General features: G+C 61.3%; 13 protein-coding genes. 10 read left to right on the forward strand and 3 right to left on the reverse strand.

Annotation, left to right across the window (positions count from 1 at the left end; all coding sequences use genetic code 11):
• Nucleotides 1-27: 27 nt before the first annotated feature.
• Entirely contained in the window at nt 28-873 is an 846-nt protein-coding gene (locus tag M5B99_RS00885) for an AAA family ATPase (RefSeq protein WP_100938900.1), read from the reverse strand.
• Nucleotides 874-1,116: 243 nt separating this feature from the next.
• Here M5B99_RS00885 and cysK point away from each other — a divergent pair, with 243 nt between their 5' ends.
• From cysK to M5B99_RS00900, 3 genes are all read left to right on the forward strand, one after another.
• Entirely contained in the window at nt 1,117-2,088 is a 972-nt protein-coding gene (cysK, locus tag M5B99_RS00890) for a cysteine synthase A (RefSeq protein ID WP_248802200.1), read from the forward strand.
• A gap of 303 nt (nt 2,089-2,391) precedes the next feature.
• Complete coding sequence (locus M5B99_RS00895) at nt 2,392-3,330, forward strand: aspartyl/asparaginyl beta-hydroxylase domain-containing protein (protein WP_248802201.1); 939 nt, start codon at nt 2,392-2,394, stop codon at nt 3,328-3,330.
• 347 nt (nt 3,331-3,677) lie between these two features.
• A complete protein-coding gene (locus tag M5B99_RS00900) occupies nt 3,678-4,541 on the forward strand; it encodes a DMT family transporter (protein WP_248802202.1) in 864 nt (287 codons plus the stop codon).
• A 166-nt stretch (nt 4,542-4,707) separates the two neighbouring features.
• On the opposite strand, the gene M5B99_RS00905 is transcribed toward M5B99_RS00900, so the two are convergent.
• Nucleotides 4,708-5,619 (reverse strand): DMT family transporter, encoded by a 912-nt coding sequence (locus tag M5B99_RS00905; protein ID WP_248802203.1) that lies wholly within the window; start codon nt 5,617-5,619, stop codon nt 4,708-4,710.
• A gap of 143 nt (nt 5,620-5,762) precedes the next feature.
• On the opposite strand from M5B99_RS00905, the gene aceK reads away from it, so the two are divergent.
• The 7 genes from aceK to M5B99_RS00940 all read left to right on the forward strand — a co-directional run bounded on the left by aceK (nt 5,763) and on the right by M5B99_RS00940 (nt 17,136).
• Complete coding sequence (aceK, locus tag M5B99_RS00910; RefSeq protein WP_248802204.1) at nt 5,763-7,484, forward strand: bifunctional isocitrate dehydrogenase kinase/phosphatase; 1,722 nt, start codon at nt 5,763-5,765, stop codon at nt 7,482-7,484.
• Nucleotides 7,485-7,581: 97 nt separating this feature from the next.
• Nucleotides 7,582-11,493: an ATP-dependent RNA helicase HrpA gene (gene hrpA / locus M5B99_RS00915; protein ID WP_248802205.1), complete on the forward strand. Its 3,912-nt coding sequence runs from the start codon at nt 7,582-7,584 to the stop codon at nt 11,491-11,493.
• Between the two features lie 250 nt (nt 11,494-11,743).
• Nucleotides 11,744-12,865 (forward strand): beta-ketoacyl-ACP synthase III, encoded by a 1,122-nt coding sequence (locus tag M5B99_RS00920; protein WP_248802206.1) that lies wholly within the window; start codon nt 11,744-11,746, stop codon nt 12,863-12,865.
• A 248-nt stretch (nt 12,866-13,113) separates the two neighbouring features.
• Nucleotides 13,114-13,725: an RNA polymerase sigma factor gene (locus tag M5B99_RS00925; RefSeq protein WP_248802207.1), complete on the forward strand. Its 612-nt coding sequence runs from the start codon at nt 13,114-13,116 to the stop codon at nt 13,723-13,725.
• Nucleotides 13,719-13,958, forward strand: a complete 240-nt coding sequence (locus tag M5B99_RS00930; RefSeq protein ID WP_248802208.1) for an anti-sigma factor family protein — start codon at nt 13,719-13,721, stop codon at nt 13,956-13,958. The genes M5B99_RS00925 and M5B99_RS00930 overlap by 7 nt, the downstream gene beginning before the upstream one ends.
• A gap of 245 nt (nt 13,959-14,203) precedes the next feature.
• Nucleotides 14,204-15,562 carry an OprD family porin gene (locus tag M5B99_RS00935; protein ID WP_248802209.1) on the forward strand — a complete coding sequence of 453 codons (1,359 nt, stop codon included), beginning with the start codon at nt 14,204-14,206 and terminating at the stop codon, nt 15,560-15,562.
• A 449-nt stretch (nt 15,563-16,011) separates the two neighbouring features.
• On the forward strand, nt 16,012-17,136 hold the full coding sequence (locus tag M5B99_RS00940) for a GNAT family N-acetyltransferase (RefSeq protein ID WP_248802210.1): 1,125 nt from the start codon (nt 16,012-16,014) through the stop codon (nt 17,134-17,136).
• A gap of 37 nt (nt 17,137-17,173) precedes the next feature.
• On the opposite strand, the gene M5B99_RS00945 is transcribed toward M5B99_RS00940, so the two are convergent.
• Nucleotides 17,174-19,006 (reverse strand): ABC transporter ATP-binding protein, encoded by a 1,833-nt coding sequence (locus M5B99_RS00945; protein ID WP_248802211.1) that lies wholly within the window; start codon nt 19,004-19,006, stop codon nt 17,174-17,176.
• Nucleotides 19,007-19,026 lie beyond the last annotated feature (20 nt).

The following is a 19,026-nucleotide window of genomic DNA, read 5'->3' on the forward strand; positions in this document are numbered from 1 at the left end:
CCCCCGCTTTTGTTGAAAAAAGCGAACTTAACGGCTGCCGCGACGGCTCATGAATGCCAGGCGTTCGAGCAGTTGCACGTCCTGTTCGTTCTTCACCAGGGCACCGGCCAGGGGCGGGATGGCCTTGGTCGGATCGCGCTCGCGCAGTACCGCTTCGCCGATATTGTCGGCCATCAGCAGTTTCAGCCAGTCCACCAGTTCCGAGGTCGAAGGCTTTTTCTTCAGGCCCGGGACCTTGCGCACGTCGAAGAACACATCCAGGGCTTCGCTGACCAGGTCCTTCTTGATGTTCGGGTAATGTACGTCGACGATCTTCTGCAGGGTGACGCGGTCCGGGAAGGCGATGTAGTGGAAGAAGCAGCGGCGCAGGAAGGCGTCCGGCAGCTCTTTCTCGTTGTTGGAGGTGATGATGATGATCGGACGTTTCTTCGCCTTGATGGTTTCATCGATCTCATAGACGTAGAACTCCATCTTGTCGAGTTCTTGCAACAGGTCGTTGGGGAACTCGATGTCGGCCTTGTCGATTTCGTCGATCAGCAGGATCACCCGTTCCTCGGATTCGAAGGCTTCCCAGAGCTTGCCCTTTTTCAGGTAGTTGCGAACATCGTGGACCTTCTCGTTGCCCAGTTGCGAGTCGCGCAGGCGGCTGACCGCGTCGTACTCGTACAGGCCCTGGTGGGCCTTGGTGGTGGACTTGATGTGCCAGGTGATCAGCTTGGCGCCAAAGGATTCGGCCAGTTGCTCGGCCAGCATGGTCTTGCCGGTGCCGGGTTCGCCCTTGACCAGCAGCGGCCGCTCCAGGGTGATGGCGGCATTCACGGCCAGCTTCAGGTCATCGGTGGCAACGTAGGCCTGGGTGCCTTCGAACTTCATCTGCAATTCCTCGGACGATAACGCCGGCCGGTTTGAGGGCGGGCGGGGGGAAATCATCCCTGACTATAACGCGGCGCCCGGTCGAGTGTGAACGCAGACGGCTTATTCAGTCTCTGAATGGGGCGTCAGATACTGACTCGGTCCGTCGCGGACCCGCGGCCGCCCATTGTCATGACTGGACGCCCGCAACCCTGAGGCATAACCTTGAAGGTCCCCGTCAATGCTGCATGAAAGGACCCCGTCATGAGCCGTATTTTTGCAGACAACGCGCACTCCATCGGTAACACGCCGCTGGTCCAGATCAACCGTATCGCGCCCCGTGGCGTAACGATTCTGGCCAAGATCGAAGGGCGTAACCCGGGGTACTCGGTGAAATGCCGGATCGGCGCCAACATGATCTGGGACGCCGAAAGCAGCGGCAAACTCAAGCCGGGCATGACCATTGTCGAACCGACTTCCGGCAACACCGGCATCGGCCTGGCCTTCGTCGCCGCCGCCCGGGGCTACAAGCTGCTGCTGACCATGCCGTCGTCCATGAGCCTGGAGCGGCGCAAGGTGCTCAAGGCATTGGGCGCCGAGCTGGTGTTGACCGAGCCGGCGAAGGGTATGAAAGGCGCGATCGAAAAGGCTACGGAGATTGTGGCCGGCGATCCGTCGCACTTCTTCATGCCGGCGCAGTTCGACAACCCGGCCAATCCGGCCATTCATGAAAAGACCACCGGGCCGGAAATCTGGAACGATACCGATGGCGCGGTGGATGTGCTGGTGGCCGGCGTCGGCACCGGAGGGACCCTTACCGGGGTTTCGCGTTATATCAAGCTGACCCGGCACAAGCCGATCCTTTCGGTGGCGGTGGAGCCGGCCAGTTCGCCGGTGATCAGCCAGACCCTGGCCGGGGCCGAGGTCAAGCCCAGCTCGCACAAGATCCAGGGCATCGGTGCCGGTTTTGTGCCGAAAAACCTCGATCTGGCAATGGTCGACCGGGTCGAACTGGTGACCGACGAAGAATCCAAGGCCATGGCCCTGCGGCTGATGCGGGAAGAGGGGATTCTCTGTGGGATTTCCTGCGGCGCGGCCATGGCCGTTGCGGTGCGGCTGGCGCAGACGCCGGAAATGCAGGGCAAGACCATCGTCGTGGTGCTGCCGGACTCCGGTGAACGCTACCTGTCGAGCATGTTGTTCAGCGATCTGTTCACTGAGCAGGAGCTTTTGTAGGAGCAGGCTTGCTCGCGATGCAGGCGACGCGGTTTTTCAGATCGAGCGCGTTGTTAATGATCGTCGCGAGCAATCGAACATCGACCGGTTGTTCCCATAGCGCTCAAGATCCACTGACCTGGATCAGCTACCGTTCAGCCGTTTGCGGTTAAATAAGGGTTTTATTGCCGCATCGGCAACGCTGAATCTGTGACGCCATGGGTTTTTCCCGGCGCCGGTAATGTTTATCATGCCCGGCTGCCACGTCAGGGGGGTCGAGCGATACAGACTGCCTGCGCGTTGCCCATTTTCGAGGAGTGTTGCATGACCTTTTCCTTTGCCGCCAAGGCCGCAGTCCTGCTGCTGTTCCTGGGCAGTACACTTTACGTGCATCTGCGTGGCAAGGCGCGTTTGCCCCTATTGCGCCAGTTCGTCAACCATTCCGCCGCGTTCGCACCCTACAACGCCTTGATGTACCTGTTTTCCAGCGTACCGTCCAAGCCTTACCTGGACCGCAGCAAATTTCCCGAGCTGGATGTGCTCAAGGACAATTGGCAGGTGATCCGCGAAGAAGCCATGCATCTGTTCGATGAAGGTTATATCCGCGCCGCCGAGAAGAACAACGACGCCGGCTTCGGCTCGTTCTTCAAGAAGGGCTGGAAGCGTTTCTACCTCAAGTGGTACGACAAGGCCCTGCCGTCGGCCGAGTTGCTCTGCCCGAAAACCGTGGCACTGGTGAACTCGATCCCCAACGTCAAGGGCGCGATGTTCGCCCTGTTGCCCGGCGGCAGTCACCTCAACCCGCACCGTGACCCGTTTGCCGGTTCCCTGCGTTATCACCTGGGTTTGTCCACGCCGAACTCCGACGATTGCCGGATTTTCGTCGACGGCCAGGTCTATGCCTGGCGCGACGGTGAAGACGTGATGTTCGACGAGACCTATGTGCACTGGGTCAAGAATGAAACCGAACAGACCCGGGTTATTCTGTTCTGTGATGTCGAACGTCCACTGAGCAGCCGCTTGATGACTGCGGTCAACCGCCGGGTCAGCGCCTTCCTCGGCCGCGCCACGGCCCCGCAGAATCTCGATGACGAGCGGGTCGGCGGAATCAACCAGGCCTATGCCTGGAGCAAACGCTTCAGCGACGGCATCAGTGGCGCGGTCAAACGCTTCAAACGCGCCAATCCGAAGGCTTATCGTGCCATGCGCCCAGTGCTGGCAGTGGTGGTCTTCGCCGCCCTCGGTTATTGGTTGTTCGGCTGATCTGTTGCAATGGCTGCCGGGCGCTGGTTATAGTCAGTGCTCGGTGTTTCAACCGATTCACCTTCCTCAGCAAAAGATCAGCCCATGCCGGTTTCCTTTCTCAATGCGGTAGTCGATTCAGCGCTCAACGCTGTGGTCGTGCCGTGCGGGAACCTACAGCCTGCGCAGATCAGTCATTACCCCCCACCTGTCAGTAGCACGCCGGTGTACGCAGTCGTATCACCGCCGGGTGTTGGCTGTTCGGGCTGATCAGCAGCGTTTGCTGTTCCCCTGTGCCCGCCTGAAAAAACTACTGAATGTTCAGCCTTGCGCTGAATCGGCTTTTGCCTGAATCACGGGTGGTATCCATGTTGGCTTTTTCCAAACAATCCGCAACCGCGGCGGCCTCGACGAGTCTGTTCGTCCTGCTCTGGAGTAGCGGGGCGATCTTCTCCAAATGGGGGTTGGCACATGCTTCGCCGTTCGCTTTCCTGTTGATCCGTTTTTCCATTGCTCTGTTGGGGCTGGTGGTGTTGGTGCCGTTGCTCAAGTTCAAGCTGCCGCGTAGGGGCAAGCCGCTGCTCTACGCGGCGGCGACCGGCCTGGTGTTGCTGGGGGCCTATCAGATTTTCTATCTGCTGGCCCTGGACCTGAAAGTCACACCTGGCGTCATGGCGACGATCATGGGGGTACAGCCGATCCTGACGGCGGCGCTGATGGAGCGCCGGCGTTCCTGGAGCCGGATGTTCGGCCTGGGGCTGGGGTTGGCGGGCCTGATCCTGGTGGTTTACCAGGGGATCGGCCTGGCGGGCATGTCCCTGGCGGGGATGTTGTTCGGTCTGCTGGCCCTGGCCAGCATGACCTTGGGCTCGATCATGCAGAAGCGCATCACCGATAACCCTTTGGGCACGCTGCCAGTGCAGTATCTGGCCGGGCTGCTGCTGTGCGGGGGTTTCGTGCCGTTCCAACCGTTCCATTTCGAAACCGGCAGCGGCTTTATCGTGCCGGTGCTGTGGATGGGACTGGTGGTCTCGGTGCTGGCGACCTTGCTGCTGTATCGGCTGATTGCCCGGGGTAACCTGGTCAATGTCACCAGCCTGTTCTACCTGGTGCCGGCGGTGACGGCGGTGATGGATTACCTGATCTTCGGTAACCGCCTGGCGGCCTTGAGCATGCTGGGGATGGGGCTGATTATCGTCGGGTTGGTGTTTGTGTTTCGCAAGGCTGCTTAAACGGCGGTAACGGGCGCAGTGGCAGGGTTTTGCTGCGCCCGTTCCGGCCCCTTCGCGGGCAAGCTCCGCTCCCACATGTTCTCGGTTATACACAAATCCTGCGTACGACTCAGACACTGTGGGAGCGGAGCTTGCCCGCGAAGGGGGCCTGGAGGTCGGCAGATAACTAGCGCTCAGTCACACTGGCCACCTTCAGCATCGCCCCGGGCTTCAACACCAGCCACAGCGCCAGCGCGATCAACACCCCGCCATACAGATGGGCCATCGACAGCGGCTCGTCGAGAAACAACGCCCCCCACAACACCCCGAACGCCGGAATCATGAAGGTCACGGTCATCGAGCGGACCGGGCCGATATCGCTGATCAACTTGAAATACATGATGTAGGCAAACGCCGTACACACCAAACCCAGGCCCAGCAACGACAGCCACACGCTCATCCCGCCCCAACTGGCCGGTGGATGGGCAATGGCGCTGTAACCGAAGAACGGCAATATCACCAGGGTCGCGCCGAACATGCTGCCCATGGCCGATAGCCGTGGGTCGAGACCGCCTTGATGGTCGAGCCAGCGGCGGGTCAGGAAACCGGCAAAGCCGTAGCTGGTGGTGGCCAGCAGGCATGCCGCCGCCCCCATCAGCAATTCCAGGTTGAAGGTCACGGGACCGGCACGGGTCAGCACCGCCACGCCGAACAACCCGAGGAAGATCCCGGCCAGTTTGCTCAGGCTCAGTTTTTCGTGGAAGAACAAGCCGCCAATCAACACGCCCATCAGTGGTGTGGTGGCATTGAAAATCGATGAATAGCCGGCCGGCAGCACTTGCGCCGCCACCGAATACAGCGTCGCCGGCAACCCGGAGTTGATCACGCCGAGCATCAGGCAGACCTTGAACTTGCCTTTGAAGTCCCAGTTGACGCGCATCAGCGTGAGTATCACCAACAATCCGACAGCGGCAATCGAAACCCGGAAAAAGGCGGTCGGAAAGGCCCCGAGCACCGGGGCAATGATCCGCATGAACAGGAAACTGGCGCCCCAGACAGCGGCCAGTATGAACATGCGCAGAATATCGACGGGTCTCACGGTGGCGTCCTTGGCAGGGTTGGGCGGGCAAGTGTCACCGGATGTATCTGGCAAGGCAATGGTTGCGTTGGCCGAGGGTTGGCCTCTAAGCTCAAGCGGGTCGCCGACAGAACCATTTCGAACAACCGCGCAGGGGTTCCACTATGCCGCAGCCATGGCCGGCCGCTGATATCGCCCGCATGATCCTCGATGGCTTCGACGATTATCGCGAGCACTTTCGCCAGATCACCGATGGCGCTCGCAGCCGTTTCGAAGGTGCCCGCTGGCAGGAAGCGCAGTTGGCGTCGACGGCGCGGATCAACCTGTACGAAGAGAAGGTCGCTGAGGTCAACGCCCGGCTGCGCGCCGGCTTCGATGAAAGTACCCTGCTCGATGTCACGTTCTGGCCCCTGGTGAAAAGCGCCTATATCAGCCTGATCGACCTGCGTTTCGACGATGAACTGGCGGAGACCTGGTACAACTCGACCTTTTGCGGGCTGTTCAGCCATGACCTGATCAGCGACGGTTGCATGTTCATCCACACCACCCGGCCGTCACTACGCCGGGCGCGGGCGGCGCAGACCCGTATCTACCAGCCCCACGGCGAATTGTCCGGCATGCTCGAACAGATCTTCGTCGACTATCGCTTCAGCGAGGCCTACGCCGATTTGCCGGGAGACCTGCGGCGCCTGGAGACCCGGCTGCGGGAAAACCTGCCGGACTGGGTGTGCAAGGACCCCGAGCTGAGCGTCGAACTGTTCTGCTCGGTGCTCTACCGCAACAAGGGGGCCTACCTGGTGGGGCGGATCTACACCCATGATGAACAATGGCCGCTGGTGATTCCGTTGTTGCACCGCGAAGGGCGCGGCATCCAGATTGACGCGCTGATCACCGACGAAGCCGAAGTGTCGATCATCTTTTCCTTCACCCGCTCCTATTTCATGGTGGATGTGCCGGTGCCGGCGGAGTTCGTCGGCTTTCTCAAGCGCATTCTGCCGGGCAAGCATATCGCCGAGCTGTACACCTCCATCGGTTTCTACAAGCACGGCAAGTCCGAGTTCTACCGGGCGCTGATCAATCACCTGGCCAACACCGACGACCGTTTCATCATGGCCCCGGGCGTGCGCGGCATGGTCATGAGCGTGTTCACCCTGCCGGGCTTCAATACCGTGTTCAAGATCATCAAGGACCGCTTTTCGCCGTCGAAGAATGTCGACCGCGCCACGGTGATCGAGAAGTACCGCCTGGTGAAAAGTGTCGATCGGGTCGGGCGCATGGCCGATACCCAGGAGTTCGCCGACTTCCGCTTTCCCTTGAGCAAGTTCGAGCCGGCGTGTCTTGAGGAGTTGCTGGAGGTCGCACCGTCGACGGTGCAGGTCGAGGGCGAGACGGTGCTGATCCGCCACTGCTGGACCGAACGGCGCATGACCCCGCTGAACCTGTACCTGGAAAACGCCAACGACGCCCAGGTTCGCGAGGCGCTGGAGGACTATGGCCTGGCGATCAAGCAACTGGCCGCGGCGAATATCTTTCCCGGCGACATGCTGCTGAAGAACTTCGGCGTGACCCGCCATGGTCGCGTGGTGTTCTACGACTACGACGAAATCTGCTTCCTCACCGAGGCCAATTTCCGACACATTCCCGCGCCACGCACGCCCGAGGATGAAATGGCCTCGGAGCCCTGGTATTCCATCGGGCCGCTGGACGTGTTCCCCGAGGAGTTCCCGCCTTTCCTGTTCGCCGACATGGCGCAGCGCCGGCTGTTCGAGCAGTTGCATGGCGAGCTGTATAACGCCGACTACTGGAAAGGCCTGCAAGAAGCGATTCGGGCGGGCAAGGTGATTGACGTGTTTCCGTATCGACGCAAGGACTGGAGTAACGAATAACTCGTCGGGGCGGTTCGGCAACGCTGTCGGCATCATTTTCCAGCGCAAATCTGCGACAATCCGCGTCTGCCTAAAATAGACGACCTTTGCGTACCTGATGACTGACGAATCGCCCGCTATCGACCAACTGCTGAAAAACCTCGACCAGGCCATGATTGCCGACCGCCACCGGTTGCGGCGGCAGTTGCTCGAGTTGCGCAAGAAGCCCGACGAAAGCAAGTTGGCCCAATGGGTCGAGCGGATGCAGGCATCCTGTGCCCAGGTCACGGCTCGCGCCAAGAGTGTGCCGCTGATTCGTTATGACGACAGCCTGCCTATCGCCGCCAAGCGCGACGAAATCAAGGCCGCGCTGCTCAAACACCAGGTGCTGATCATCGCCGGTGAAACCGGGTCGGGTAAAACCACTCAGTTGCCGAAGATCTGCCTGGAAATCGGCCGTGGCCAGCATGGCCTGATCGGCCACACCCAGCCGCGGCGGATCGCCGCGCGCAGTGTCGCGAGCCGGGTCGCCGACGAGTTGGCCACGCCCCTGGGCGCACTGGTCGGCTATCAGGTGCGCTTCGAGGACCAGAGCGAAGCCAACACCCTGGTCAAGCTGATGACCGACGGTATCCTCCTGGCGGAAACCCAGAACGACCGCTACCTGGAACGCTACGACACGATCATCGTCGACGAGGCCCACGAGCGCAGCCTGAACATCGATTTCCTGCTGGGTTACCTGAAAACCCTGCTGCCCCGGCGTCCGGACCTGAAGGTCATCATCACCTCGGCGACCATCGACCTGGAGCGTTTTTCCAAACACTTCAACGAAGCGCCGATTGTCGAAGTGTCTGGACGGACTTTCCCGGTGGACACCTGGTATCGCCCGCTGACCTCGCAACAGGATGAAGAGGGCAACAGTGTCGAGGAAGACCTGAGCGTGGACCAGGCGATAATCGCCACCCTCGACGAGATCGCCGCCTTCGAGCGCAGCGAGCGCAAGAGCCCCGGCGATGTGCTGGTGTTCCTGCCCGGCGAGCGGGAGATTCGCGATGCCGCGGACATGCTGCGCAAGGCCCAGCTCAAGCACACCGAAATCCTTCCTTTATATGCACGGCTGTCGCCGGCCGAACAGCAGCGGATTTTCCAATCCCATCCTGGGCGGCGAGTGGTGCTGGCGACCAACGTCGCGGAAACCTCGCTGACCGTGCCGGGTATTCGCTACGTGATCGACAGCGGCACGGCGCGCATCAGCCGCTACAGCTATCGCGCCAAGGTCCAGCGCCTGCCGATCGAGGCGGTGTCCCAGGCCAGTGCCAACCAGCGCAAGGGCCGTTGCGGCCGGGTCGAGCCGGGCATCTGCATCCGCCTGTACAGCGAGGACGACTTCAACGGCCGTGCGGAATTTACCGACCCGGAGATCCTGCGTACCAACCTCGCGGCGGTGATCCTGCAGATGCTGCACTTGCGGCTCGGCGAGATCACCGCGTTTCCGTTTATCGAGCCCCCGGACGGCAAGGCCATCAGCGATGGTTTCAACCTGCTGCAGGAGCTGTCGGCGGTCAACCGCGAGAACCAGTTGACCCCGTTGGGCCGCCAGCTGGCGCGCCTGCCGGTGGACCCGCGCATGGGCCGCATGTTGCTGGAGGCGGCCACCCTCGGCAGCCTGCAGGAAGTCTTGATCGTCGCCAGCGCCATGTCGGTGCAGGATCCGCGCGAACGTCCGCCGGAGCGCCAGCAGGCCGCCGACCAGGCCCACGCGCAGTGGAAGGACGTCGACTCGGACTTCGCCGGCCTGATCAATGTCTGGCGCGGTTTCGAGGAACAGCGCCTGGCCCTGGGCGCCAGCGCGTTGCGCAATTGGTGTCGGAAGAATTTCCTCAATTACCTGCGCATGCGCGAGTGGCGTGATTCCCACCGGCAATTGGGCCTGATCTGCCGCGACCTGCAGTTGAACGTCAACAAGGAGCCGGCCGACTATCCCAAGCTGCACAAGGCGGTGTTGTCCGGGCTGCTCAGCCAGATCGGCCAGAAGACCGAGGACGGCGACTACCTCGGCGCGCGCCAGCGACGTTTCTGGGTTCACCCGTCCTCGGGCCTGGGCCGCAAGCGTCCGCAATGGCTGATGGCCGCCGAGCTGGTGGAAACCACCAAGCTCTATGCGCGGATGGTCGCCAAGATCGAGCCGGACTGGATCGAACCCCTGGCCGGGCACCTGATCAAGAAGAACCACTTCGAACCGCATTGGGAGAAGAAGCGTGGCCAGGTGGTGGCCTTCGAGCAGATCACCCTGTTCGGCCTGATCGTGGTCGGCCGCCGCCCGGTGCACTTCGGGCCCATCGAGCCGGTCGCTTCCCGCGAGCTGTTTATCCGCGAGGGTTTGGTGCGCGGCGAGATCCAGTCGAAAGCCAAGTGCCTGAGCGCCAACCAGCAATTGCTCGAACAACTCGACGAGCTGGAAGCCAAGGCCCGCCGTCGCGATATCCTGGCCGACGAAGAAACCCTGTTCGCCTTCTACGACGCGCGCCTGCCGGCGGAGATCCACCAGACCGCGACCTTTGACAGTTGGTACCGGGTCAACAGCCAGAAAGACCCGCACCTGTTGATCATGCGCGAAGAGGATGTGCTCGCCCGCGATGCCAGTGAAGTCACCGCCGCGCATTATCCGGATACCCTGCACCTGGGTGACCTGGCCCTGGCCTTGAGTTATCACTTCGAGCCCAACCATCCGCGCGATGGCGTGACCCTGCGGGTGCCGGCGCCGCTGCTGCCGGCGCTGCCCGGCGAGCGCCTGGAGTGGTTGGTGCCGGGGGTGATCGAGGCCAAGTGCATTGCCCTGGTGCGCAACCTGCCCAAGGCTTTGCGCAAGAACTTCGTGCCGGTGCCGGATTTCGTCAAGGCGGCGCTGCAACGGATCGAGTTTGCCGAAGGCTCGTTACCCTTGGCGCTGGGCCGCGAGCTGTTGCGCATGACCGGCGCGCGGGTCAGCGATGAAGCCTGGGCCGAAGCGGCGCAGCAGGTGGAAAGCCATCTGCGGATGAACCTGGAAATCGTCGATGCCCAGGGCAAGTTCCTCGGCGAAGGGCGTGACCTGGCCGAGCTGACGGCGCGCTTTGCCGAAGCCAGCCAGGCGGCCCTGGCCGTGCCGCAGACCGCGAAAAGCCAGCAGCCGGTACAGGCCAGGGAATTCGCCGCGGTGGCCCAGAGCACCCAGCAGAAGATCGCCGGACTGTCGATGACGGTGTACCCGGCGCTGGTGGAGGAGGGCGGAACAGTCAAGGAAGGGCGTTTCTCGACCGCGGCCGAAGCCGAGTTCCAGCATCGCCGGGCCTTGCAGCGCCTGCTACTGCAGCAGTTGGCCGAGCCGGCGAAGTTCCTCCGCGGCAAATTGCCGGGCCTGACCGAACTGGGTTTGCTGTATCGCGAACTGGGGCGGGTCGAGGCGCTGGTCGAAGATATCCTGCTGGCGAGCCTCGACAGTTGCGTGCTGGAAGGCGAGGACAGCCTGCCACGCGACGGCGTCGGCCTGGCGTCCCTGGCTGAACGCAAGCGCGGTGCCTGGACCGAGCATGCCGAACGCCTGGCGCGCCTGACGTTGGAGACGCTCAAGCTCTGGCACGGTCTGCAAAAGCGCTTCAAGGGCAAGATTGACCTGGCCCAGGCGGTGGCACTCAATGACATCAAGCAGCAACTGAGCCAGTTGGTTTATCCCGGCTTCGTCCGGCAGACGCCGGGTGTCTGGCTCAAGGAGCTGCCGCGTTACCTCAAGGCCATTGAACTACGCCTGGAAAAACTGCCGTCCCAGGTACAGAAGGACCGGGTCTGGAGCACCGAACTGGCGGGGCTTTGGGCCCAGTACCAGGCCCGTGCGGCCAAGCATGCCCAGGAAGGCAAGCGCGACCCGCAACTGGAGCTGTATCGCTGGTGGCTGGAAGAGTATCGGGTGTCGCTGTTTGCCCAGCAGTTGGGCACCAAGGCACCGATTTCGGACAAGCGCCTGAGCAAGCAATGGAGCCAGGTGGAAGCCTGAGGCGGAGTTTTTCAGCCGGGCTCCCAAGAGCCCGGTTGTGCTCCATTGATCTCGGCCCTAGGGCCAAATCCCAATGTTTATGGCACACTTGACGGCTATAAATGCCGATTCCACGGTTTGAGCGCTGCTTGCCCGACCGGGTCGGAAGAAAACGACTCCAGGCCCTTTGCCGTTTTGACGGGATTGGCCCTTTTATGTATTGGCACGAATGTGCCAATGCCTTCTGCCTGAACAGAATAGAGGAACGAGCGTGCATAACGTCGTCATCAGCGGCACCGGCCTGTACACCCCGGCCAACAGCATTTCCAACGAGGAGCTGGTGCAGTCTTTCAACAGCTATGTGCAGCAGTTCAACCTCGAAAACGCCGCCGCCATCGAGCGCGGTGAAGTTCAGGCGCTGACCGAGTCGAGCGCCGCGTTCATCGAGAAGGCGTCCGGTATCAAGAGCCGTTTCGTCATGGACAAGGACGGCATTCTTGACCCGCAGCGCATGCGCCCGCGCCTGCCCGAGCGCTCCAACGACGAGTGGTCGATTCTCTGCCAGATGGCTATCGGTGCCGCCGAACAGGCCCTGCAACGCGCCGGCAAGACCGCCGCGGACATCGACGGCGTCATCGTCGCCTGCTCGAACCTGCAACGGCCTTACCCGGCGGTGGCCATCGAGGTCCAGGAAGCCTTGGGTATCCAGGGCTTCGGTTTCGATATGAACGTCGCCTGTTCCTCGGCGACCTTCGGCATCCAGGCCGCCAGCAACAGCATCCAACTGGGCCAGGCCCGGGCGATCCTGATGGTCAACCCGGAGATCTGCACCGGTCACCTGAACTTCCGCGACCGCGACAGCCATTTCATCTTCGGTGATGCGGCGACAGCGGTGATCCTGGAGCGGGCTGACCTGGCGACTTCGCCCTATCAATTCGACATTGTCGGCACCAAGCTGCTGACCAAGTTCTCCAATAACATCCGCAACAACTTCGGTTTCCTCAACCGTGCGGCGGAAGAGGGTATCGGAGCCCCGGACAAACTGTTCGTCCAGGAAGGTCGCAAGGTGTTCCGTGACGTCTGCCCGATGGTGGCGGAGCTCATCGCCGCGCACCTGCAGGAAAACCAGCTGAACATCGCTGATGTGAAGCGCTTCTGGCTGCACCAGGCCAACCTCAGCATGAACCATCTGATCGTCAGGAAACTGCTGGGACGCGAGGCCTCGGAAGAAGAAGCACCGGTGATTCTTGATACCTACGCCAACACCAGTTCGGCCGGCTCCGTGATTTCGTTCCACAAGAACCAGGACGACCTGGCGCCGGGTTCGCTGGCAGTGCTCAGTTCGTTCGGCGCCGGCTATTCGATCGGTAGCGTGATCCTGCGCAAGCGTTGATTGCAGGATCTGGGCTTACCCCATGCCGGTCAATTGGACGTGGGATATTGAGAACACCACCTAACTGTGGGAACGGTGCTTGCCCGCGAAGCTTTTAGCGGCTTCAATGGCCCCTTCGCGACGGTCCGGCCTGCTCCCACAAGGACCGTGTTCGGCCTTGACCGGACGGTATGCAGACGAGCTCTGCTCCTGCTGGAGTGCGTAGCTGCATGACTAAGTTGACGTGGATCTTGAACCCGGGGTTGTGAATGGTGGCGATGGACGATAGTCAACTGCTCGAACGCTTGCTGGCAGGCGAACAACGGGCCTACAAAGAGTTGGTCAGTACCTATCAGAGCGCGATGCGCGCCGTGGCCTATGCCATTGTCGGCAGCCGCCAGGCCGATGAAGCGGTCCAGGATGCCTGGCTGGCGGTGGTGCGCAACCTGGCGGGCTTCCAGGGCCGTTCCAGTCTCAAGACCTGGTTGCTGACCATCACCGCCAATGCGGCGAAAAACCGCTACAAGCAGAACCGTCGTGAAGTGCTGCTGGATGACCTGCCGTCGCCCCATGGCACCATCGGCGACGAACGCTTTGCCGCCGATGGTCACTGGGCCCTGGCGCCTCACGCCTGGCATGAGGACACCCCCGAGGCCCTGCTCAGCGAAGATGAGCTGCGCCAGTGCCTGGAACATACGCTGTTGAGTTTGTCCGAGTTGCAGAGCAGTGTCTTGTTGTTGCGTGAACGCCAGGGGTTGGAGCTGGAGGATATCTGTAATCTTCTGGGAATCTCGCTCTCTAATGTCAGGGTGCTGCTGCACCGGGCACGATTGAAAGTCTTCGCAACCGTGGAGCATTTTGAGGAGACCGGCGAATGCTGACCTGCAAGGAACAAGTGGCACGTTCCAGCGATTATCTCGATGGCCAGTTGAGCTTTCGTGAGCGCCTGATGGTGCGCCATCACTTGATGTTCTGCCCCAACTGCCGGCGTTTTATCCGTCAGATGCGCTTGATGCAGGCCACTCTGAAGCAGATGCCCGAACCGCCGGTCGAAAATCTCGAAGCCTTGTCCGCACAACTGGCCGCACAGCGCCGGGACGCCGGAAAGCCATAGTACCAAAAAGCCACTATTTTTTTGCCAAAGCCCTGTAGAGCGGGGTTTTGCGCGAGGTTGTGTCGGTCGAAAAAAGTTCCGCTGTCACAAAACCTTAATCTATTGGCAACTGCGCTGAAATAACCCCGCGCCAAGATTCCCTCCCAACAAAGCAGGGCAAGCCCCGGCAATGGCTGCGCACCCGCATGATGGCAACGGACGCCACGAAAAGACCCGAAGAGTTTGAATCCAAGAGGAGCGAAACAATGAACAAGTGCACCTTGGCCCTGGCAGTGGCCGTAGGGGTTTTGTCCCAACAGGCGTATGCCGACGGGCAAGCTGACGCGAAAGGTTTTATCGAAGGTGCAAGCTCGACCTTGGGTATCCGTAACTACTACATCAACAACGATAACCGTAGCGGGAAACCTGCTCAGAGCCTGAGTACAGAATGGGGCCAAGGCTTCGATCTGCGTTTCAACTCCGGTTACACCCAAGGCACCGTGGGTTTTGGTCTTGACGCCATTGGCCTGCTGGGGATCAAGCTGGACTCCGGTCGTGGCAGCAACGGCGCCAGCACCACGAGTTATGGCAGCAACATGTTCCCCACCGAGTCCACTAACGGCAACAGCAAAGCCGTCAACGACTTCGCCAGCCTAGGCTTGACCGGAAAGGTCAGGGTTTCGCAGACCGAACTGAAAATCGGCACCCTGATGCCGAACAACCCGGTGATCAAGACCAACGACAGCCGTTTGGTGACACAAACCTTTACTGGTGGCCAGATCACCTCGAACGAGATCAAGGACCTGACGCTGACTGGCGGTCAGATTGAATCCGTCAAGGGCCGTAACTCCACCAACGACGAAGGCCTGTCGATTGCTGGCGCAAACAACCCCACCTCTACCGGTCGTCGCAGTAACAAGTTCTACTACGGCGGCGCCGACTACAAGATCACCAAGGATCTGGTTGCCTCGTACTACTATGGCGAGCTGAAAGACTTCTACTCGCAGAACTTCCTGGGACTGGTACATAACTGGGCCATCGGTCCAGGCGTGCTGAACAGTGACCTGCGCTACTACCGTAGCCGCGATAACGGCGCCAACGGCAGCAACAGCGCCTACTTCACCTCCGGTTACTACCCGAACACCGCGACTCCTGCCAAGGGTAAAGTCGACAACGACCTGTATAGCTACCTGGCCCTGTACTCGGTGGCCGGCCACACCTTCGGCGCTGGTTATCAGTACACCAAAGGCGACAGCGACTTCCCTTGGTTGAACCAAGGTGATGGCTCGTCCGCCAGCATCACCACCGACATGCAGATCCAGAAGTTCGCCCGTGCCGGCGAGCGTACCTGGCAGGCTCGCTACGCCTATGACTTCGCCAAGCTTGGCGTACCCGGTCTGACGGCCGGTGTGGTCTACCTGCACGGGGACAATATCCAGACCGGTGCTGGTGACAAGAGCGAGTGGGAACGCGATATCAGCGTCGGCTACGTGATCCCGCAAGGCACCTTCAAGAACCTCGGTTTTGCCTGGAAGAACGCCATGTGGCGCACCAGTGCCGCCGTTGCTTCTAGCTACCAGGACGAAAACCGTCTGATCGTCAGCTATTCGATTCCACTGTTGTAAGCTCCGCTCTTTTGGCGCCCCGCTCGACGTGAAGTCGCGCGGGGCGTTTTTTTGTCCGGCTTCTGGACATGCCGAGCGGTTCTGCGTCCTCCGATTTTCCAACGACAGCCAGCACAAGAAACTGCACCTGTTGAAAACGCCACCTCTCCTCTAGGAGTTGGCTTGCCAGCGATGACGATGCAAGACTCGCCGCCGCCATCGCTACAAAAAAAACGTGCTCGGCCTTGACTGACAGGTATGGCACCAAGCCCCAGCAATACAGCCCGGCCGCTGTCCTGGAAGCTTCAGGAATGGTGTTCCCCGGCGACTTTCAAGTCCAATGAAATAGATTTTAATATTCCATTCCTGGCGGATTGGCAGACCGATATCGGTTTTCTCTTCTACTTGTCGCCGTTCCCGCACACTTGCGCGATACTCGCCCTGCGTGTTGCACCTGCCTGGGGATATCAATGCCGTTACAACGTCTGCAAAGCCTCTCTGAGGTCGCTGCCGAGCAATGGGATGCGCTGGTACCCGACGGTCAGCCATTCCTCAGCCATGGGTTCTTGAGCGCCCTGGAAGACAGCGGCAGTCTTGGTTCGCACTCGGGCTGGCAGCCGGAGCATCTGCTGCATGTGGAAGACGGGCGGCTGCTGGCGGCCCTGCCGAGTTACCGCAAATGGCATTCCTATGGCGAATATGTGTTCGACCACGGCTGGGCCGAGGCCTGTGAGCGGGCGGGCCTCGCCTACTACCCCAAGCTGTTGACCGCGGTGCCGTTCAGTCCGGTCGGCGGCGCGCGATTGCTGGCGGCCAGGGCTGAGGACGGTTTCGAATTGCTGGCTGCCTTGCCGGGCTACCTGGAGATCGAAGAACTCTCCAGCGCCCATATCAACTTCACCGATGCCCTGGCCGATGCCGCCCTCGGCGAACAGCCCGGTTGGCTGCTGCGTTACGGTTGCCAGTTTCACTGGCAGAACCGCGGTTACCGGGATTTTCAGGACTTCCTCGATACCCTGAGTTCGCGCAAGCGCAAGCAGATGCGCAAGGAGCGCGAGCAGGTCGCCGGACAGGGCTTCGATTTCCAATGGCTGGAAGGCCGTGAGTTGAGCGAGGCCCAGTGGGACTTTGTCTACGCTTGTTATGCCAATACCTATGCGGTGCGACGTCAGGCGCCCTACCTGACCCGGGAGTTCTTCAGTCTGCTGGCCGAGCGCATGCCCGGCTCGATCCGCGTGGTCCTGGCCAGGCAGGGCGGACGGCCGGTGGCCATGGCATTCAGCCTGATCGGCGGCGACAGCTTCTACGGTCGTTACTGGGGCTGCCTGGCGGAGTTCGACCGGCTGCATTTCGAAACCTGCTTCTACCAAGGCATGGACTACGCCATCGCCCAGGGCCTGCAACGCTTCGATGCCGGTGCCCAGGGCGAGCACAAGCTGATCCGCGGCTTTGAACCGGTGATCACCCATTCCTGGCACTACCTGCGTCATCCGGGACTGCGGGCGGCGGTGAAGGATTTCCTTGCGCGGGAGCGGGTGGGGATCCTGGCCTATGCCGAAGAGGCGAAGGCGGCGCTGCCTTACCGACAGGCCTGAGCGCTCAACCGCCCCCTTGCGGGGACGGTAGGGGCGTTCAATCGATGCCGACGAACCCGCCGGTCTGGTGTTGCCAGAGACGCGCATACAGGCCGCCATGGGCCAACAGCTCGGCATGGCTGCCGGTTTCGGCGATCCGGCCATTTTCCAGGACCACCAGGCGGTCCATGCGGGCAATGGTCGACAGGCGGTGGGCAATGGCGATCACGGTCTTGCCTTCCATCAGGGTCTCCAGGCTCTCCTGGATCGCTGCCTCCACTTCCGAATCCAGGGCCGAGGTCGCTTCGTCCATGATCAGGATCGGCGCGTTCTTGAGCAGTACCCGGGCAATGGCGATGCGCTGGCGCTGGCCACCGGACAGTTTCACCCCGCGCTCACCGACATGGGCATCAAGGCCGGTACGCCCCTGGGCGTCCGACAGTAGCGGGATGAATTCGTCGGCCCGGGCCTTGCGTGCGGCTTCCCAGAGTTCTTCATCGCTGGCATCGGGCTTGCCGTACAACAGGTTGTCGCGGATCGAGCGGTGCAGCAGCGAGGTGTCCTGGGTGATCATGCCGATATGTTCGCGCAGGCTTTCCTGGGCGACTTCGGCGATGTTCTGGCCATCGACCAGGATGCGTCCGCCTTGCAAGTCATAGAGCCGCAGCAGCAGGTTGACCAGGGTCGACTTGCCGGCGCCGGAAGGGCCGATCAGGCCGATTTTCTCCCCCGGACGAATCGTCAGGTTGAGGTCGCTGATCACCCCGCTGCGTTTGCCGTAGTGGAAGTCCACATGCTCGAAGCGCACTTCGCCCTGGGTGACCCGCAGGCGTGGCGCCTGCTCGCGGTCGGTGACGCTGACCGGTTGAGCGATGGTCTGCAGGCCGTCCTGGACCATGCCGATGTTTTCGAAAATGCCGTTGACCACCCACATGATCCAGCCGGACATGTTGACGATGCGGATCACCAGGCCGGTGGCCAGGGCGATGGCGCCGACCGAGATCAGCGACTGGGTCCATAGCCACAGCGCCAGGCCCGTGGTGGTGACGATCAGCAGGCCGTTGAGGCTGGTGATGGTCACGTCCATGCTGGTCACCACCCGTGAGGCCAACTGGGTTTTCTCGGTCTGCTCCACCAGCGCTTCACGGGCGTATTGCTGCTCGAAACGGGTGTGGGCAAACAGCTTCAGGGTGGTGATATTGGTGTAGCCGTCGACGATCCGGCCCATGAGTTTCGAGCGGGCTTCGGAGGAGATCACCGAACGCGCCTTCACCCGCGGCACAAAGTAGTACAGCGCGCCGATGTAGCCGGCGATCCAGACCAGCAGCGGGATCATCAGGCGCCAGTCCGCCTCGACGAACAGGACCAGGGAACTGATGACGTAGATCAGTACATGCCAGAGCGCGTCGACGGCCTGCACGGCGGAGTCGCGCAGTGAGTTGCCGGTCTGCATGATGCGCTGGGCGATACGCCCGGCGAAATCGTTCTGGAAGAAGTTCAGGCTCTGCTTGAGTACATAACTGTGGTTTTGCCAGCGAATCATACTGGTCATGCCCGGGCTGATGGTCTGGTGCACCAGCAGGTCGTGCAGGCCGAAGAAGATCGGCCGCAGGACCAGGGCGACCACGGCCATCCACAGCAGCTCGCGGCCATGGACCTGGAAGAATTCGGTATTGGGCGTGCCCTGGGCCAGGTCGATGATCCGGCTCAGGTAGCTGAACAGCGCCACTTCGATCAGTGCGGCGAACAGACCGACGATCAACAGCGCGACGAAGCTCGGCCAGACCTGGCGCAGGTAATACAGGTAGAAGGGCAGGACGGTGTTCGGCGGAGCGGCAGTGGGGGCGTCGCGAAAAATATCGATCAGTTGTTCAAAACGACGATAGAGCATGGGTTCTGACGCCCGTCAGG

This window comes from Pseudomonas sp. MWU13-2100, from assembly GCF_023242365.1.
Classification (GTDB): Bacteria; Pseudomonadota; Gammaproteobacteria; order Pseudomonadales; family Pseudomonadaceae; genus Aquipseudomonas.

What these genes read in the sequence shown, in the direction of transcription:
- M5B99_RS00930 (WP_248802208.1), top strand. Translation starts at nt 13,719, where the DNA reads ATGCTGACCTGCAAGGAACAAGTGGCACGTTCCAGCGATTATCTCGAT.
- M5B99_RS00945 (WP_248802211.1), bottom strand. Translation starts at nt 19,006, where the DNA reads ATGCTCTATCGTCGTTTTGAACAACTGATCGATATTTTTCGCGACGCC.
- M5B99_RS00885 (WP_100938900.1), bottom strand. Translation starts at nt 873, where the DNA reads ATGAAGTTCGAAGGCACCCAGGCCTACGTTGCCACCGATGACCTGAAG.
- hrpA (WP_248802205.1), top strand. Translation starts at nt 7,582, where the DNA reads ATGACTGACGAATCGCCCGCTATCGACCAACTGCTGAAAAACCTCGAC.
- M5B99_RS00940 (WP_248802210.1), top strand. Translation starts at nt 16,012, where the DNA reads ATGCCGTTACAACGTCTGCAAAGCCTCTCTGAGGTCGCTGCCGAGCAA.
- M5B99_RS00900 (WP_248802202.1), top strand. Translation starts at nt 3,678, where the DNA reads ATGTTGGCTTTTTCCAAACAATCCGCAACCGCGGCGGCCTCGACGAGT.
- M5B99_RS00895 (WP_248802201.1), top strand. Translation starts at nt 2,392, where the DNA reads ATGACCTTTTCCTTTGCCGCCAAGGCCGCAGTCCTGCTGCTGTTCCTG.
- aceK (WP_248802204.1), top strand. Translation starts at nt 5,763, where the DNA reads ATGCCGCAGCCATGGCCGGCCGCTGATATCGCCCGCATGATCCTCGAT.
- cysK (WP_248802200.1), top strand. Translation starts at nt 1,117, where the DNA reads ATGAGCCGTATTTTTGCAGACAACGCGCACTCCATCGGTAACACGCCG.
- M5B99_RS00935 (WP_248802209.1), top strand. Translation starts at nt 14,204, where the DNA reads ATGAACAAGTGCACCTTGGCCCTGGCAGTGGCCGTAGGGGTTTTGTCC.
- M5B99_RS00925 (WP_248802207.1), top strand. Translation starts at nt 13,114, where the DNA reads ATGGTGGCGATGGACGATAGTCAACTGCTCGAACGCTTGCTGGCAGGC.